The sequence below is a fragment of the Candidatus Doolittlea endobia genome, from assembly GCF_900039485.1.
Taxonomy (GTDB): Bacteria; Pseudomonadota; Gammaproteobacteria; order Enterobacterales; family Enterobacteriaceae; genus Doolittlea; species Doolittlea endobia.
The window spans coordinates 154,455-173,856 of sequence record NZ_LN999833.1 but is presented as its reverse complement, the minus strand read 5'-3'; the positions used below and the strand labels follow the sequence as shown (position 1 = coordinate 173,856).

The 19,402-nt window shown below is 43.8% G+C and carries 9 protein-coding genes, 1 tRNA gene and 1 pseudogene; 5 read left to right on the top strand and 6 right to left on the bottom strand.

The genetic code is table 11. From position 1 onward, the window contains the following. Nucleotides 1-64: 64 nt before the first annotated feature. Together pyrG and relA are read right to left on the bottom strand one after the other, a co-directional pair. Nucleotides 65-1,702: a glutamine hydrolyzing CTP synthase gene (gene pyrG, locus A4A68_RS00655; RefSeq protein ID WP_067565410.1), complete on the bottom strand. Its 1,638-nt coding sequence runs from the start codon at nt 1,700-1,702 to the stop codon at nt 65-67. 992 nt (nt 1,703-2,694) lie between these two features. Beyond that, nucleotides 2,695-4,177: pseudogene (gene relA / locus A4A68_RS03135) on the bottom strand (GTP diphosphokinase); the annotation flags it as partial. Between the two features lie 2,014 nt (nt 4,178-6,191). Here relA and A4A68_RS00635 point away from each other — a divergent pair. Continuing rightward, a tRNA-Val gene (locus A4A68_RS00635) sits at nt 6,192-6,265 on the top strand. A gap of 236 nt (nt 6,266-6,501) precedes the next feature. Here A4A68_RS00635 and ung read toward each other — a convergent pair. Continuing rightward, nucleotides 6,502-7,182 (bottom strand): uracil-DNA glycosylase, encoded by a 681-nt coding sequence (gene ung, locus A4A68_RS00630; protein ID WP_067565398.1) that lies wholly within the window; start codon nt 7,180-7,182, stop codon nt 6,502-6,504. Between the two features lie 776 nt (nt 7,183-7,958). Here ung and tyrS point away from each other — a divergent pair. Beyond that, a complete protein-coding gene (tyrS, locus tag A4A68_RS00625) occupies nt 7,959-9,233 on the top strand; it encodes a tyrosine--tRNA ligase (protein ID WP_067565396.1) in 1,275 nt (424 codons plus the stop codon). Nucleotides 9,234-9,997: 764 nt separating this feature from the next. On the opposite strand, the gene A4A68_RS03425 is transcribed toward tyrS, so the two are convergent. Next, a complete protein-coding gene (locus A4A68_RS03425) occupies nt 9,998-10,150 on the bottom strand; it encodes a hypothetical protein (protein WP_158648166.1) in 153 nt (50 codons plus the stop codon). A 697-nt stretch (nt 10,151-10,847) separates the two neighbouring features. On the opposite strand from A4A68_RS03425, the gene parC reads away from it, so the two are divergent. Both parC and A4A68_RS00615 read left to right on the top strand, forming a co-directional pair. Then, the gene (gene parC, locus A4A68_RS00620; protein WP_067565393.1) at nt 10,848-13,109 is read left to right on the top strand and encodes a DNA topoisomerase IV subunit A; all 2,262 of its coding nucleotides are present in this window, start codon (nt 10,848-10,850) and stop codon (nt 13,107-13,109) included. A gap of 79 nt (nt 13,110-13,188) precedes the next feature. Next, nucleotides 13,189-13,923, top strand: coding sequence for a 1-acylglycerol-3-phosphate O-acyltransferase (locus tag A4A68_RS00615; protein WP_067565390.1), 735 nt, complete (start codon nt 13,189-13,191; stop codon nt 13,921-13,923). Between the two features lie 740 nt (nt 13,924-14,663). On the opposite strand, the gene A4A68_RS00610 is transcribed toward A4A68_RS00615, so the two are convergent. Continuing rightward, on the bottom strand, nt 14,664-15,527 hold the full coding sequence (locus tag A4A68_RS00610; protein ID WP_067565387.1) for a YicC/YloC family endoribonuclease: 864 nt from the start codon (nt 15,525-15,527) through the stop codon (nt 14,664-14,666). Between the two features lie 1,420 nt (nt 15,528-16,947). On the opposite strand from A4A68_RS00610, the gene A4A68_RS00605 reads away from it, so the two are divergent. Then, nucleotides 16,948-18,162 (top strand): multifunctional CCA addition/repair protein, encoded by a 1,215-nt coding sequence (locus A4A68_RS00605; protein ID WP_067565383.1) that lies wholly within the window; start codon nt 16,948-16,950, stop codon nt 18,160-18,162. Between the two features lie 234 nt (nt 18,163-18,396). Here the strand turns inward: A4A68_RS00605 and A4A68_RS00600 are convergent, their stop codons facing one another. After that, nucleotides 18,397-19,395 (bottom strand): peptidoglycan DD-metalloendopeptidase family protein, encoded by a 999-nt coding sequence (locus A4A68_RS00600; RefSeq protein ID WP_067566502.1) that lies wholly within the window; start codon nt 19,393-19,395, stop codon nt 18,397-18,399. Nucleotides 19,396-19,402 lie beyond the last annotated feature (7 nt).

The window sequence follows — 19,402 nt, the reverse complement described above, 5'->3', positions numbered from 1 at the left end:
TATAAGTTTAAATACTGTTTTTAACAGGCTTCAGACGTCGCTTGTGCTCTAGTTTCCCGTGTTTTTATCTTTGCGCCCGTTTTTGATAATCACCTGCGGCTTTAACAAATCCACCAAATAACGGATGACCATCGCGTGGCGTTGAGGTGAACTCCGGGTGGAACTGACTGGCGACGAACCATGGATGGTTTGGGTATTCAATAATTTCTACCAACTTGTTGTCTCCTGACCAACCTGAAACTCGTAGGCCGGCGAATTCTAAGTGCTTCAGCAGCATATTATTGACTTCATAGCGATGACGGTGGCGTTCTAAAATAGTGGACTCGCCATACAGCGACCGAGCTAAGCTATCGTCTGCTAAATAGCAGGTTTGGCTGCCAAGGCGCATAGTGCTGCCTAGATCGCTTTTCTCGCTACGCATTTTTACATTGCCGTCTTCATCGCGCCATTCGGTGATAAGCGCTACCACCGGATATTTGCAATCTGGCGCAAATTCAGTAGAGTTGCTATCTTGTAACCCAGCCACGTGACGGGCGAATTCGATTAACGCTACCTGCATCCCTAAACAAATACCCAAATAGGGGATTTTCTGCTCACGCGCGCATTGCGCAGTGAGGATTTTACCTTCCACGCCGCGATAGCCGAAGCCACCGGGAATCAAGATAGCGTCTGAATCTTTCAGTATTTCGACGCCACGGGTTTCAACATCCTGAGAATCAATCAAACGGATCTTTATCGTTAAACGATGTTTTAAACCGGCGTGTTTTAGGGCTTCAATGATCGACTTATAGGCGTCTGGTGAAGTAGTATATTTTCCGACCATGCCGATAGTCACTTCGCCGACCGGATTCGCCTGCTGATAAATCACCTTCTCCCAATCTGACAGATCTGCTTCAGGATATTTCAAACTAAATCGTTTACAAATATAATCGTCAAGCCCTTGTGATTTTAATAGCGCCGGAATTTTATAAATCGAATCAACGTCTTTAAGCGAAATTACCGCCTTTTCTGGTACGTTGCAGAATAAAGCAATTTTTGCTCGTTCGTTATTTGGCACCGAACGATTAGAGCGACAAATCACAACATCTGGCTGAATACCAATAGAGAGAAGTTCTTTCACGGAGTGTTGGGTCGGTTTAGTTTTCACTTCACCGGATGCAGCCATGTACGGCACCAGGGTTAAATGCACATAGAGAGCATGTTCGCGCCCGACTTCTACTGCCATCTGTCGGATAGCTTCCAAAAAGGGCAGCGATTCGATATCCCCGACGGTACCGCCAATTTCTACCAGCACGACATCGTGACCCTTGTTGCCTTCGATAATGCATTCCTTAATGGCATTAGTGATGTGAGGAATAACCTGAATGGTGGCACCAAGATAATCTCCGCGACGCTCTTTTCGTAACACATCTGAATAAATGCGGCCGGTGGTGAAGTGATTATGGCGCGACATTTTGGCGCGAATGAAGCGCTCATAATGTCCCAAGTCTAGATCCGTTTCGGCGCCGTCTTCAGTTACAAAAATTTCTCCGTGCTGGATAGGACTTATAGTTCCTGGATCCATATTGATGTAAGGATCCAGCTTCACAATAGTAACATTAAGGCCACGAGCTTCGAGAATAGCCGCCAAGGAGGCTACAGCAATACCTTTGCCTAAGGAAGAGACGACCCCGCCGGTTACAAAAATATAGTTTGTTATCATGCTGAACCTGAGAGAATAGGTGTAAAAACAGAATAACCAAAACGGGAGGATAGTATACTTGAAGCCGTATTGCGCTACAAATATTCATTTTGGTTTACAGCGCAAACGTCTGTCAGCCTTCCGTCAAAACGTACGTGCTATCACAAAATTAAACATACATAAGTCAATAATATATTATGAAATTGTTTTAATGACGATGCTCGTTCCTCGGCGTAGCCGAATTGTATCTAGCCAAAAGACGCAATACTGAATTGATTTACGGCTACTTCGTCTCATGTATCGCTTCATCGATTTTTTCGTGTACTTGCGTCAATACAGACAGCAACATCGACTAGTCAAAGCTTATCGACGCGAAGTGTGCTGGATTTTGCATTTTATCAACGTCAGCAGCGTAGCTGAAATATCAGCTAGCGGCGATAAGATGAACTGCCTTTTCATCGCTTTCAGCTACTCGTTATTCACGATATACGTCTTGCCGAACGGGCGCGGAGAATGCCAGCGTTCAAATTTGTCGCTATACGCAGAGTGCGGAAAAATCAAATAACCTTGCTTCAAGTGCCAGTTCAACATAAAACACCCCGAAACAATAAAGCTCCAAAGTGCGGCATGCAGATCAAGTATGGTCAAAACGCGAGCGAGATAGGACGCGCCAATTTCCGTGCAAACAGATCGTGTCAATGACGTTTGCAGTTGGTTAAGTTTCGATAACACTCAGCATCTTTTGATAATCACTGCAGCTGGCTACCTCTAACATGTTAAGACGCTCGTTAGTCAGAATAACTATTGATATCCGCAGAAATCTGCGGTTGTTACATAATGCATCAAATTGTTTACGTTTGAGGTTGCTATCCATTGTCGCAGTTGGCGGTACCGGTAAATTTTCTGGGTCATCAGGCGTAGCGCCTGATTGTTTTTCTCATTCAGCGCTAAACTTATTCATCTTTCTTTACAAATAATCAACTATCTAATCAATATTCGAATTGATGCCTCCAGAGTTCGTCTTCCAATAGTTGATGCCGGCGGTAATGTTTTCCCAGACCCTGCTTTTGGAACAAGTTATCGGTTAGTATGGCATAATATGCGGGATTCGGGCAGTCTTAGCTCAGGTTCAAGCGTTTCTTGGTAATAATTTCGATCGGATCACCAATGCATAACTAACAGGTAAACGGCACGATACAGCTTTTGATGTTAGCATCGGTACAGCGATGCCAACTTCGCTGTAATGGGGCTGGCTACATTTTTTCTATGTAAATACTTATACACGACTATTACATACCTGACTGCGCAGTTCATCAAATATTTCACCGGAGTCTGCTATTTCATCTTTCCAGGTCAGCAGCTTGCGTAGCCAGGCGACACGCTGTTCGTAGCTAGAGTGATCGCCGTTAAAAATAGTGCTGACCTCTTTATACTTCCAGTGCGCGGCTACGCCCAGCTCGGCATCTTCATGCATTTGACGCGTACGAATTTGGATTTCTAGCGTTTTACCGCGTGGGCCTAGAACCACGGTGTGAATGGATTGGTAGCCATTAGGTTTCGGATTAGCAACGTAATCGTCAAATTCGTCCGGCAAGTGGTGAAAGTGCATATGCACAATAGCGAGCGCGACATAGCAATCTTTCAGACGTTCGACTACGACTCGTACTCCATGCACATCGAACAGTTCATCGAACTTCAAGGTCTTTCTCTTCATTTTGCGCCAAATGCTGTAAATGTGCTTCGGTCGACCGTAAATATCAGCCTTCAGACCTTTTTGTTGCATGGATTTGCGTAGGAAGACGACAAAATCTTCAATATACCGTTCTCTATCGATGCGCCGTTCATGCAGCAGCTTGGCGATACGTTTATATTCATCGAGGTGCAAATAACGGAAACAGAAATCTTCCAGTTCCCATTTTAGCTGATTGATGCTGAAACGATTTGCGACAGGCGCGTAGATATTGATACTTTCTTTTGCCGCCAGAACTCGTTTATCTTCTGATGCACTTTTCAGTTCGCGAAAATGGGCGATACGCTCAGCGAGCTTGATGACTACGCAAAGGAAATCTTCGACGATCACTAGTAGCATTCGGCGAACGTTGTCCTCCTGCTCGGGAGGTAGCATTGCATCGTTATGGGTTGCCTTTAATTGACTGATAGCGTCCATATCGCGCACGCTATACACTAGTTCGGCAATGTCCTTGCCGGATTCCGTTTTTAGCACTGTTTTTCACCATGCTGGCATCAGCCAGCGGGAATAATTGCGCTGCACTCAGGATATCGTTATCCATGCTAAGGCATGGATAAAATTTCTACTGTTCCAACGCCGCGCCACAACAGTAGAGAAGCATCCGGATGGTCTTTGCACTGTTGCTCGCAACACTTCCAAGTATCGGTCAGCTGTTCGGTTGATTGCGGATTGGCGAAGCCAGCTATCCAGTTATCCATGGCAAATTCGCCTTCCGGATTTAAATGTGCACTTCTTGCCGTAATTATACCATTCCTTTCTTCATCTTTCATAGAGGCGGAATATAGCCTACTATTAACAATTTGCTATCCACACAAGCGTCGCTAGATTACAAGGCACGTAAGCAATGTGCAGCAGCGCCTGTCCGCAAAACAGATCTAGCGCCCTGGCCACCATGTGCCAGTCGATTACGCCATCAATCTAAACAAAGTTGCGCTGGCCAAAACGCAACATCCAGTACCGCTGTTCAGTAAAAGACTATTCACCGCGCAAATACCACGATATACGTAGTCGGTAACCATAGGCACTAGAATAGATTACGTCATATCTGTGCAAGACGAACTATGTTCGCGCACAAAAGCTGCGACGCTGGCGCAGCTTTTGTGCGCCACATGCTGCACAGTAAATGAGACTTTCTCAGAATGACGGTGCAGCGGCTACATGAGTGCCTTATCTTCGGCAGACACGCTTAGGTTTACTTGCCTGATAACAGTCCGGAGATAAACATCGCTTGGTATCGGTAGTACGTGCCAAATCCTGTCTAACAGTATCCAGTTGGTTACAATAAACCGTAAGCTTGATGCTATTTTCCCACATTGAGCCGTTGTGACCAAACGCAAATTGCGTGCGAATAATAACATTGATCTTGACTTCGTCGCTTTACATTGGCTGATTGCTTAACGTATTTTTTATCGTTTACCTCTACAATATCAACTAGTAGAAAACGAACTGCTGAAATGGACGCAAATGCTTGTTTGATTAAACAGGCATCCCGATAGCGCCCGTTTCTCCTATTATACTCCCTCCTCTCTCGAGGACACGTAACGATCTAGAAGCTGAGTTAGGCGGCAGATAATCAATCTAGCATAGGAATGAAGCGGTGGTATCACAGCTTGAGCTGTAAACTGTACAGTAGTTGTAACTATAGTGACGTGCCGCGACTTTAATGTATGTTTCAATATTGAGCAACATCTGTGCAACGATGTCAATATCGTGATATAAGAGCCGAAGTGTCTGGAAGTTTGTGCCTAAGTGAAAGGCATCGGACTCGTAACGGAAAGCGCCTTAACGTAATACTGGAGACATCGCTTGAAAAGATTTGGCTTGTAGGTGTGTAGGTAGATTTTATGTAAAGAAACATCAAAACTATTACTACGGAGATGAGCACAAATGCCAGCCATGGCAAATGAATTTCGGCAAGGTCGATGTCGCATCAAGGTAACTACGAGCCGTGTGGCTGTCCACTTGGGCTACTTCAACACTATGATGTATGTCACAAGCGGATAAAAAAGAAGACAAGATAAAACACCAATATAGGTTAGCATTTGCTATTAATGTGAGCGATAAGATAGGCATAAACTGCCAGTATCGTTATGACCAATTATTTGTTTTGTTAAGCGTCACCGACTCGGTCCATACTTGAGCACAGCGGAGTCAGTGCTTTCGTTAAAGCATGTTTAATATAGAATCGTTTGATATCAAACTAACTGCAATGGGAAAGACGTGTCGTCTCTAACAACTAAAAAACGTCAGATTTCAGCAAGCACAGTACATGGATCAAATTTCTTATCAAGCATGATGCATTTATCACTTAAATTTAGACAGCAAGTAAAGCACACTAATAGTGATTTTATCATTTAATAATATTGTTGTACATCGATTTCAATTTTGCCTATGTGAGCACATAAGTTCTGCCGCTTGATTCGCTATGTCGTTTACTACATAATGAATCCAATAAAAGCTTGTAAATAGAGTCATGCAAAGGTGTCTTTGTTAACCCAATATTAATAATTTCTGTAACGTCTATGTGTTTTGCGCTCCAAAAACATGACAGAAGATTCGTTGAGTCGCAATACAGAGAGCAAGAAAATAAATAATCAGTCAACTTGAGTCACGATATCTTTACATCTCGTGATAACATTCCTAAAAGGGAAATACTTTGTCAGTGATAAGCGATCGAGATCGGGGTGAAAAGCACATTTTCTTCTTGCAGGAAATAAAGGTATTTATTAATATTTTCTCCCGCAACGAGTGAATTTTTATGCGCCCGTAGCTCAGCTGGTTAGAGCACCACCTTGACGTGGTGGGGGTCGGTGGTTCGAGTCCACTCGGACGCACACATACGTTTTTGATGCTATAATAATCTTTCGCGCATCGTTACTTAAATATACTAAACGGATAGATCAGGATTACTTTCATATTAAAAATGTTGCGTGGCAACATGCATTGTTACGTATTGAGAATTACTATCAGCTAGCCTTGTCTTTAACCCCGTGAGCCCCTTCGATTCCCTAATAGTTCTAAGTTTGGTAAAGGCGCTTCAATTACCATGTACCTATTAGTAACGCTACATTCACGTCTCTGGAAATGTCAGCGACCAATCAATGGGCTGTTGTCCTTTCTGTTCCAATAGCGCATTAGCTATGGAAAAATGACGGCATCCAAAAAAGCCGCGAGCAGACAGAGGCGAGGGATGCGATGCTGTAAGCACTTGATGGTGCTTAGATTTTATAATTGTGCTTTTTTTCTGAGCATAGGAACCCCACAGTAGAAAAACAATACCTTCACGCTGTGCATCAAGAACTCTGATGACCTTGTCAGTAAAAGTTTCCCAACCTAGACCAGCGTGGGAACGGGCTTTGCCCGCCTCTACTGTCAATATTGTATTAAGTAACATTACGCCCTGTTGAGCCCAGTTTTGCAGACAGCCATGTTTCGGGATAGCAAAGCCGGGAATATCGTTGGCTAGTTCTTTATAAATATTGACCAGCGATGGAGGAACGGGTACTCCTGACTTGACAGAAAACGCAAGACCGTTGGCCTGATTTGGTCCATGGTATGGATCTTGGCCGAGGATTACCACTTTTACCGCGTTCAGTTCTGTAAAACGAAAAACATTAAACATATCTTTAGCTGGCGGATAAATAGTTTTCCCTGCCGCCCGCTCTTTGTCGACAAACATCAGCATATCTCGTAAATAGGGTAAATTTTTTTCCTGTGCGAGCACATCGCGCCAGGTGAGCATGTGCGTCATAATATACCTTATGGTAGCGACCAACCAATCACGTTTTCATTACAAGTTAAATATTTTCCTATGACGAAAATTATTGATTATATAATAATATTCATCAAGCTTGTAAAATTGAACTAAATTAATTATGTTCGCGCAGGTAAGTTGACAGAGATTGATTTAAATTAAAGTATCAGTTTCACTTGGCGGACGTATAATTAGTCTGATTAATTAATTTTACTAAATTTCCAAGAAAGCTAAATGATAAATGACACGCGTCTGAATGTCGTGTGCATTCTACTGCAAAGGTATCTATAAAAATCACTGATTAGCTCTTTTATGTGAACGGACATGCGAACGAACACCTTTACCAACGAATAGTGCTACTTAAATATTTTTGTTGTCTGCATCAACTTTTAGCATCTGCCTATAATTTTCGCATTAATTTGCATTTTCCCTGGCACATGCGTGCAGCGCCAGGTCTTGATACTTCAACATGAAGCGGTTGTGGTTATTGAAATAATGCAGTACTTCCCGTAGCTATCTTCGTAATAATCTAATAGACATCTGGGTTTCACGCCAGTCCAGGTATATGTATTCCTCTAAATGCTGGGACACAGAATTGAAACAAAAAATTACCTAAGGTAACGTGTCATTGTGAGGCGTGTTGGACGGTTGTCAGGTAAGCATCAGAAGAATAAAGTTCTGGCATGAATATTAGTTGCATGACAGGTTTCCCTGCCCGTGTGTGCCGTTGTGTCTTTTGTGTCTTTTTCTTTTTTTTTGATAACGGAGTTTTAATGGTAAGCAGTAACCTAATACAACAATTGCAAGAACGGGGTCTGATTGCCCAGGTCACGGATGAGAAGACGCTGGCTAGACGGTTAGCAGCTGGACCAATCTCGCTGTATTGCGGTTTTGATCCCACCGCTGACAGCTTGCATTTAGGGCACTTAGTGCCTTTACTGTACCTAAAACGCTTTCAATTAGCCGGTCATCGGCCAGTGGCATTAGTGGGAGGGGCGACGGCGCTTATCGGGGATCCCAGCTTTAAAGCCACCGAGCGTAAGTTTAATACAGCGGAAACTGTTCAGGCATGGGTGAAAAAAATCAAATGCCAGGTATCGATGTTCCTAGATTTTAACTGTGGTGATAACAGCGCTGTCGTCGCCAACAATTATAACTGGTTTAGTAAGATGAACGTGCTGACATTTTTGCGCGATATCGGTAAGCACTTTTCTGTCAATCAAATGATCAATAAAGAAGCTGTGAGGCAGCGGCTAAATCGTGACAATAGCGGCATTTCGTTTACCGAATTTTCCTATAATCTGTTGCAAGGATATGATTTCGCCTATCTGAACAAACAATACGGTGTAGTCCTACAAATAGGCGGGTCTGATCAGTGGGGAAATATTACCTCCGGCATCGATTTGACGCGCCGGTTACATCAAAATTCCGTATATGGTCTGACAGTGCCGCTGATTACCAAAGCGGACGGCACCAAATTTGGTAAGACCGAAGGTGGAACAGTATGGTTGGATCCCAGTAAGACAAGTCCATATAAGTTCTATCAATTCTGGATTAATACCACTGACAACGATGTGTATCGTTTCTTGAAATTCTTTACTTTCCTGAATCTTACGGCAATCGATGCGCTCGAAAAAAAGGATCGCGCCAGCAATAAAGCGCCGCGTGCCCAGTATATTTTAGCGGAAGAGGTGACCCGTATTGTGCACGGTGATCAGGGGTTGACGACGGCGAAGCGTATTACCTCCAGTCTATTTTCTGGTGCATTGACAGATTTAACCGAGGATGATTTCTCTCAGTTAGCGCAGGACGGCATTCCGATTGTCCATCTTAAGCGCGGTGCGGATTTACAACAGGCGCTGGTGGTCGCTGAACTGGTAGCGTCGCGCGTACAAGCTAGGGCCTTAATAAGCTCCTATGCCGTGTCGATCAACGGTAAAAAACAGGCGTCAATAGACTACGTCTTCAACGAGGACGATGAGCTTTATGGTCGGTATACCCTGTTGCGACGGGGTAAAAAACACTACTGCCTGCTCAATTGGCAATAACGAAATTTTGGCAAGGAAGCCTCGGTCCCCGTGCTTTATTGTAACGGTCACAGGCCGAAGATGTGGAAAGCGGTTTTTGACGTGGAATATTCTATGTGGTTTTGGCCATGTGGGAAAAGTTCGGTGATGTTTCTGTATGCCGAATGGAAATTAATGTGCGGCCGCTTAATGCCATACAATTTTCTAACTACACTCAGTATAGGAAATAGACTGGCTGCGTGATACTTTCGACACACCTCGCTGAGATAGTCGAAAGGAGCGGCAATCGATGTAAAAATTGTGACGTAGTGCTAAACGAGATATATCGGCACATCGGGGCAGGGAAGACACATTTGGCGATCGTGAAACAGGTCAAGCAGGCGTAGTCCCGTTATGCCGATCCAGAACGAAGTTGTGTTCTCCGTGCCAAGCATGGTGGGGTTTCACTGTAAAGCTGGTTTATTGCCCGGTTGATATTATCGTGCCGAATTCGCTGAGATAGAGTAGCTTAATGTGGTTCGTTAGCCCGCTGAACAGCAGCAGATCAGCCGTCAGCGAATTAATACAAAGCACTAGAACACGTCACCGCATGGTGTATAAACTCATGAAATAGATGAAAAAGGTAAAGGGTTTAAATTACAAACCGCGTTGGCGCAAGACTAGACGAATCATAACATCATTGCCAGGCATTGTCAGTATGTAAGCTTGATGAACATCTGCATTGTGGTGCTAACCGTCTTCGAAATCCAGTAGAACTGATAAAAACGGTTTCTTATTTATTTGCCCTATTTGATGAATACCTGCAGGTGCTCTTTCCCTTGTGCACCGGGTGATGTGAATTGCTTATGTTCGACGAAACTAATGACAAGCGTAAGACCTATTTCGGCGATAAAAACAAAATACTCACTGCTGCAGCGGTAGTCAAAAATCAGACGCATACAGAGGAACTAACTACAATATTATCATTACAATCTCGATGCTTTACAACGTATATCTGAACATAAGCCAATAAAACGCAACTACGTTAAAGATATTTATAAAAGCACTGATAGCTTTTATGTGTGATGGCATTCTAGACAGAACAGTTACAATAAACCTGCTCCGCGCCTTAAATAGGCGCGTTGCGATGAGTGTCAATACAGTAAGATGAGCAGCCTTATTAACTAATACTGCTCAAATATTTTGAGTGTCAGGGGGACTAATTATTAGCAGCCGTTTCCATAGTATGTAAGAGAAGGCGCTTTGCAAAAATCCAGCAGTAACGAGGAATAGCAATTAACTTTAAAGCGTTTTCTTTTTTAGCGAACCTTCAGATTGGAAGGATTGTGATTTGGCCGCACTTTTATAATAACATTGTATAAAAGCGTCCTCGTTAGTATTCAATTCCTGCTGTTTATCGGCTTTCTATTATGACTACCGTTTTTACTTTAGCGTCGAATGCTTGTGATATTTATCGTACTCGTAATGTAACTATTTATTCTGAATACCTCAGCACTTTCGCCACATTGACCGCTTTACTCTCACAAGAGTATTTTGACAACAAATGGACGTATAAAGTAGTATCATGCTAATATCTAAGATGTAGAGATGTGATTGCTCATGTGCGTATACTGTGGTCAGAGGAAATAATTATTAATGAACGAGTTGATTCATGACGGCGTCGAATGCCTGGCGCTTCATAAATTTACCGAAAACGCTTATCTCAATTATTCCATGTACGTCATTATGGACCGCGCACTTCCGTTTATTGGAGACGGGCTTAAACCAGTGCAACGACGCATCGTTTATGCTATGTCTGAGCTGGGACTAAATATCAGCGCAAAACACAAAAAATCAGCACGTACCGTCGGCGACGTTTTGGGTAAATACCATCCTCACGGCGATAGCGCTTGTTATGAGGCTATGGTGTTGATGGCGCAACCTTTTTCTTTTCGTTATCCAATAGTAGACGGTCAGGGTAATTGGGGAGCGCCGGACGATCCCAAATCCTTCGCCGCTATGCGTTACACTGAATCCCGTTTGTCTCATTATGCCGATGTGTTTCTTGGTGAATTAAAACAGGGCACGGTTGACTATGTGCCTAATTTTGATGGCACCCTCGAGGAACCGAAAACGCTACCGGCGCGATTGCCGAATGTATTGCTTAATGGTACTACCGGCATCGCGGTAGGGATGGCGACCGATATACCGCCGCATAATATTAATGAAGTAGCTGCCGCTACGATTGTACTACTGGACAATCCTGCCGCTATGCTAGAACAATTATTAGAATACATTAAAGGCCCGGACTTTCCTACCAAGGCGGAAATTATTACCCCAGCAGATGATTTGCGCAAAATATATCAGACAGGACGTGGCTCCGTGCGTATGCGTGCATTATGGACAATCGAGAACGGAGAAGCGATCATCGTTGCCTTGCCGCACCAAGTATCCGGTGCCAAAGTACTAGAACAGATAGCAAGCCAGATACGTGAAAAAAAATTGCCGATGATTGAAAATTTGCGTGACGAGTCAAATCATGAAAACCCAACCCGTCTGGTTATCGTTCCGCGTTCTAATCGCGTTGATTTGATGCAGGTGATGAACCATTTGTTTGCAACTACTGATTTAGAACGTAGTTACCGTGTTAACATGAACATGATCGGCTTAGATGGTCGCCCATCGGTAAAGAATTTGCATGAAATATTGTCGGAATGGCTTGTTTATCGTCGCAATACCGTGCGCCGTCGCCTGAATTTTAGGCTTGGCCAAGTCCTACATCGGCTGCACATTCTGACCGGCTTGTTATTAGCCTACCTTAACTTAGATCAAGTGATCCATATCATTCGTACTTCAGACGAACCGAAACAGGTGCTGGTTCAGCGCTTCAAGCTAAACGAGACGCAAGCCGATGCTATCCTTGAGCTGAAACTTCGCCATTTGGCTAGCTTGGAAGAAATAAAGCTGCGCAGTGAACAGGATAAGCTTGGAAGAGAACACGATAAAATTCAGGCTATCCTCGCCTCGGAATACAAGATGAGAAACCTGCTGAAAAAAGAAATTGAGGCAGACGCTGCCGCTTACGGAAACGCACGCCTTTCGCGTCTAATAGAGCATAGCGAAGGAAAAACGATGAGCGAAAATAAGCTTATGGTATCGGAGCCGATAACTGTTATTCTTTCGACCATGGGCTGGGTGCGCAGCGCTAAAGGGCACGACATTGATCCGAGTAGGCTAAGTTATCGATCTGGAGATAACTATCTGTTGTCGATACGCGGCAAAAGCAATCAGACGGTGGTATTCATTGATTCTATCGGACGCAGCTATGCACTGGAGCCGGCCAGCTTTCCTTCGGCGCGTAGCCAGGGTGAGCCGCTGACCGGTAAGGTAATCTTACCGCCTGGCGTAAAAATCGAGCAGATGCTTACCGGCGTCAATGAGCAAAAACTGCTGATTGCCTCCGATGCCGGCTACGGTTTTATATGTAGTTTCAGCGATTTGGTAACGCGTAATCGCGCCGGTAAGGCGCTGTTGACATTGCCGAAAAACGCTAAAGTCATGCCGTCGTTGTGGCTGAAAGATTCAGCTGATAAGCTGTTGGCGTTAACCGAAGCCGGTCGTTTGCTGATGTTTCCGGTCAAAAACTTGTCGAATCGGTCGAAAGGTAAAGGTAATAAAATTATCTCTATCCCTTCCTCGGGTGCGTGCAAAGATCGTCTTGCCGGGCTATATCTTCTATCAAACCAAGCTTCTGTGACGTTTTGCATCGGTCAGCGCACGTTAACTCTTCAACCGGAAAATTTGCAAAAATTCAGCGCTGAACGTGGGTGCAAGGGAATGCTGTTGCCTCTCGGGACTCAACATATCGACCGAGTGGAAATCACTGATCCCCTGGCTGGCGACGAGAGAACAGCCTAAGAATCAGGCTAACCGAGCGACGCCAGGTCAAGTTCTTTAGACAGCGTACTGGTAACAGTTGAAGGTTAAGAGGTAAATTATGCTCGCTATTATTCGTACTATTCTAGTGATGCTGTTGTCGATGTTGATTTGCGTTTTAGGCTTGATTTATTGCTTGTTCAGTCCACGTGATCCTCGTCATGTTGCTGACTTTGGTCGCTGGTTCGGACGTATGTCACCTCTGTTTGGTATTCGGGTGGAATGTCGCCATCCTGAAAACGTGACGCTTCCGCAAAATTGTATTTATATCGCTAATCATCAGAATAATTACGATATGGTCACTACCGCGAATGTGGTTCAGCCACGCACCGTGACAGTGGGAAAAAAAAGCCTTCTGTGGATACCGCTATTCGGACCACTTTACTGGCTCACCGGCAATCTACTTATCGATCGCAATAACAGCACTCGCGCCCACAACATGCTAACCGAAATTGTGAAAAGCATTAAAAAGCGTAATATTTCCATTTGGATATTTCCGGAAGGCACCCGCAGTCGTGGTCGTGGTTTACTCCCGTTTAAAACTGGGGCATTTTATACCGCTATTGCCGCCGGCATTCCTATTGTGCCGATTTGTACTTCTAATACTTCAAATAAAATTAAACTCAATCGTTGGTCCAATGGATTAGTTATTATCGAAATTTTACCGCCTTTGGAAACATCCGGCTACAGTCGAGAACAGGCACGGGCCTTAAGTAAACACTGTCGTGACGTAATGAAAGACAAGCTTGATGAACTAAACGCGGAAGTGGCCCGGCGGGAATCTCTGCAGCGTTGAGCCTGCCTTGACTCGTGACGCTTAACTTGGCCCTAAGTGCACGAATGCTGAAATCGTGCTTCTTCTAGCTGAATCATAATCTCTGCAAGAAAAGCTTTGCCGTATCTAATGAAGCAGATCCATCATAGCACTTAATCGACGTCAGTTTATTGAAGCAACGGAGATCACATTTTCGCTAGCGCGTTGCCGCTGCCAGGCGTAAAGAGTCATTATGCTACAATTTTCAGGTCTTAACGGCAACTATCTCGGTTCATCAGTACAGATATACAACAGCGATAACGTTCATGGAGCATAGTGCTCCCGCTTATCTAGCGTTGCCGTCACCTTGATTGTAGTTATATATCTCTAAGGTTGTTCAATACGCATATTCCCGCCGCTTTCAATTACAACGGAACGATGATGGCAAGACTCAAATCGACTGCGTTACTTCTACTGATTACTAATTGTCTATGCGATGTCCGACAGGAGTCTTGTTCTGAGAAGCTGTCGTTTAAACTTGGTTGTTATTTTTTAGAAGAAAAATAAATGTACTTTCATAAAACTAGAGTTGTAAGTGGAAAGTAGAAACGAGCAAATGACACTTACAAAAGGGCCTCAATAGTACGCTTCACTTGTTGACCGTCAAGGTATTGGGCGCTTAGATCAACTTCTAACGTCTGTGTGACTTATAGTCCGCGCTAGACTTTCGGTCGTGACTTTAATGGTCTTTGTATACTAGTAAAACAACGTAAAAGCATGTTTTATTCAACGTTCTGAATCTGCTCGCGCATTTGTTCAATCAATACTTTTAATTCAATAGCAGATGCTGTCACGTTTTTATTAATAGATTTCGACGCTAAGGTATTTGCTTCACGGTTAAATTCCTGCATCATAAAATCTAACCGACGGCCTACAGCCTCTTTTTTAGTCAAAATGTGGTAAGTTTCTTTTACATAGGCATCCAGGCGATCTAGTTCTTCCGCAACGTCTATTTTTTGCGCTAATATTACGAGTTCTTGCTCCAGTCGATTGCAGTCCAGTTGTACATGAGCCTCTTTCAGTTTATTTAGCAGCTTTTTATGCTGCCAATTTAATACCTCTGGTATTTGCTGACGCACATTAGCCGTTTCTGTACTAATACTCACTAGTCGCTGTGTAATTAATGCGTTAAGCGCGTTGCCCGCGGTTTCTCGGGCACTGATAAACTCCTTGAGCGTGACGTCAAACTCGTTCAGCAATTCGGCACTGATAGCATTCCAATCCTGCTCCGTAGCAGCCATCATGCCAGGCCAACGTAAAATATCCATCGGGTCTATCTCGCCTTCGTCACTTTGCATTTTAACCCATCGCGCAGCTTCTACTAGCTGTTTAGCAAGCTTTTCATTAAGTATAAATGCGTCTTGTGCAGCAGGCTTCACATCGAAGCGCAAATTACACTCCACCTTGCCTCGGGTAAGGTGGAGATGTATACGTTCACGAATTATGGGTTCGAGGCCACAAAATTGTTCTGGCAGACGAACGTTAATTTCTAAATACCGTTGATTAACAGAGCGCAGTTCCCACGCAGCAGTGCCCCAAGTTCCTTTAATTTCACTCCGAGCGAAAGCAACCATACTACGGATCATAGATACACTCGTTTATTTACAAATTACTGTAATTATAGCTCCTCGTAGCATAAGTATCTATATATTTATCATAGCGCCTACTCTGCAGAATAATTTTAACTTATCTACCTGTGGAGTTAATTTTCATTTTACCCGCCAATGTCAGACATTGGCGAAACAGAATAGGACACTCTCGACTCTTCTCTTTGCTATGATTAAAAACGATTTAAGTGCTCAAAAAAAATTAACTTTCATAACTGCTAAATCTATCTAGCGTTTTTTAAAATAACAAATGAATGATAGTTGAGACTCAAATTCATTGATAATGGCGCCTAACAACATACCATTCAATAATTTTAGTTGTGACTTAAATGCACTGGTTTATGTCCTTTTCATTTTGCATATAACAAAGATTGTTATCTGCTCTCGCTATAGCAAATAGAGAGCGATGCAACGCTTGTTTAGCACTAGGAGCTCAGTGCTACGCCTGCAGACTGCATTAGAAAATGTTCTAAACTTTATTTTCGTGATCAAAAGGACGCTATACGTATTGGGAAGACGAACAACGATCTTAACAAGGATAATTATAGGAATTTTAGACTTTGAATACTATCGCTACAAGATTGTGTCAAACAAGAGGACGCTCTTTTGCAAATTGCGTCACCACTGCTTAATTTTCGCAAAACAAACTCCAACATGCAATCTTGATAAAGATCCATATCGAACGTTCAAAATGATATTATAAACTGAGTCTCTTATTTTGCTATTTGTTATTCTTTCGATGCTGCTTTATTTGCCTGTCTGTTAGGAAATAATAGCGCGATTCTTCTTAGAAGTGATTAAAACGACTGCCTTTCTGACAAGCATCTAGATTCGATTTATTTCAATCTAAACTGAAATCTTGTAATGAAAGCATCTAATGTTATATTAAGCCATCTCCTCTGGCGATTTAACGCTTAATCATAGCTTTGTGAATCATTGCTTTTAACAGGTGATGGAAAGACAATAGAGTCTATTACGCTTTATCCGAGCTTAAGAGTACTTCTTTCAAATCTAACATGACGTTATCAAATTTAAGATATTGTGCAATATTTTCTTAACGAACTAATGTTGAAACTACGTTATATTAACTTCGTTCTAGTCAGTATAGATCTCATCTGTACCGTCAGTTCGGACAGCTATGTGGTGCCAGCGCGAATAGCAGATACAGGATCTAATGCACAAAATTGATTCTATAAATATTAGATGGAATCAGTGCATGATCAACATGTAGAAAAATCAATGAGGCCGTCCAAGCATACAATGATTTATCTATGGAATCGGTATGGTGTTATGCTAGATGAATTAAGGCGTTCTGGATACGAGTAGCATACGTCAAGATCCAACTATACTTAATGAACGGCACCAATAACAGTAACTCCAGCTTTGCCAGGAGAAAATTGTGAAAAAATATCTTGTCGGCGGCGCTGTGCGTGACGATCTGTTGAGAATCCCTGTTAAGGAACGGGATTGGGTAGTGATCGACGCAACGCCGAAGGAGATGCTCGAGCAAGGTTATCAACAGGTTGGCAAAGATTTTCCAGTATTTCTGCACCCAGAAAGCCGCGAAGAGTATGCACTAGCCCGTACGGAGCGCAAATCTGGTGAGGGCTATACTGCTTTTATTTGCTATGTCTCGCCTGAAGTTACGTTGGAAGAGGATCTTCGCCGCCGCGATCTTACCATTAATGCTATTGCCAGAGACGAAGCAGGTAACTTGATTGATCCCTATCATGGACAGCAAGATATCCGCCACCGCTGGTTGCGTCATGTCTCCGACGCTTTCGGCGAAGATGCGTTGCGCATACTGCGAGTTGCCCGTTTTGCCGCACGTTTTGCCCATTTGAGTTTCCGCATTGCACCGGAAACGATGGCGTTGATGCAGCAGATGACCGATGAGCTTCCGCTGCTGACGCCTGAGCGTGTCTGGAAAGAGACGGAGCGGGCGTTAGCAACCCGTAACCCGCAAGTCTATTTTCAAGTCTTACGCGATTGCGGCGCGTTGAAGATGGTGTTGCCGGAGGTGGACGCGCTATTTGGCATCCCAGCACCGGAGAGATGGCACCCAGAAATCGATACCGGCCTTCACACTCTGAAGTCGATATCGATGGCAGCCCAGTTAACAGACGATATCGCGGTACGCTTTGCCACACTTTGCCACGATGTGGGTAAGGCGCTTACACCACACGAGTTATGGCCAAGCCACCACGGCCACGGACCAGCTGGGGTAAAAGTAGTTGAAGCGCTATGCCAGCGAATGAAAGTGCCCAATTTATTGCGCGATCTGGCCAAGACAGTGGTATGCTACCATGATTTGTTGCACAGTGCCCAGAGCTTGACGCCAAAAAAACTGATAAAATTGTTCAGCGCCCTTGATGTCTGGCGTCGCCCGGCGCGCCTGGATCAAATAATTCTCGCTAGCGAGGCCGATGCTCGAGGCCGTACCGGATTTGAGAATCATATCTATTCGCAGGGAGATTATCTGCGTGATGCTTTTCGCGTAGCCAGTTCAGTCAGTGCACGCGATATAATGGCGGAGGGATTCAGTGGTACGCAGATTAGAGAAGAGCTGAAACGACAACGTCAACAGGCGCTGACGCGTTGGAAACGACAGTAAAAGGCAACACTGAGTCCACTCATACCTCACCACGACGCTACTAGGATAACGACTAGCTGGTCCCGCTCCTCCTACCGAAGGAGCTCAGAAAAAATAATAGTAATACACAGTCAGCTAATCGATCGAAACTCAGACTACGCAATTTATTCTTTTTAAAATGTAAGCATTGATATTAGCTGCGCTTTTGCAAAGACGATGAGTTCCCAAGATAGAACGTCAAGATTTTTCGCTAATTTATCGCTGCGGAAGATAAGACAGAGGGTTTACGGGTTGCCCTTTGTATCGAATTTCAAAATGCAATCTAGTTGTACTAGTTCCAGTGTTGCCCATAGTAGCGATTGTTTGCCCTGTCCTAACTTCTTGTTGTGCTTGGATCAACAACGTATCGTTGTGGGCGTAAGCACTCAGGTAATTATCATTGTGTTTAATAATGATAAGATTACCATAACCCCGCAAGGCATTGCCAGTATAAACAGCTCGTCCACTGGCGGTCGCTAAAATTGGCTGCCCTCTGAAACCGGAGATATCTACTCCTCTGTTGCCACCTTCCGCGCCGGAAAATTTGTCAATGATCTTTCCATCTGTCGGCCAACACCAATCAGTGATGGACGTACTATTAGTAGATACGCTATTCGGCAAAGGCAACATCTTCCTTTCAAAAGAATTATTATTTTTATTAGAATTAACATTTGATGTTGTCAGGTGTTGGTGCAAGGTAGGAACTGAAGTAGTTGTAGCGCCGCTCTTTCTCTGATAAGCGTTGGACGTCAGAATGATTCTTGACATCACGTTGCCGATAATCGGTACTGTTCCGTTACCTACCTGCAAAGTTTGCCCTACATGCAGGCTGTAATGTTCAGGAATGTTGTTTCTTTTGGCTAAAACTCGGTAGTCGTTTCCCGTAATCCAAGCGATATAGAATAGCGTATCGCCACGTTTTACTTGATATGTCGCGCCGGAAAAGGTATTTTTCCGAATATTATTATAGCTCCTTTTATAGATAATATTCCCTTGCGAAGAAACATTTATTTGGCTCTGCTCGTTAGAATTTATTACAGCGTGCGGCTGACTGTTCTGGAGAGCACACCCAACGGCGGCAATATCGCTGCCGACGTAATTGACGCCCACGCTGCTTATCGGCACACTAGATTTAGTGTTAGTGCACCCTGCCCACCAAATACTAGCCATGCTACAAAACGCAACCTGGCGCCATGCCCTTTTCGGGCTCCTCATGTTCAAT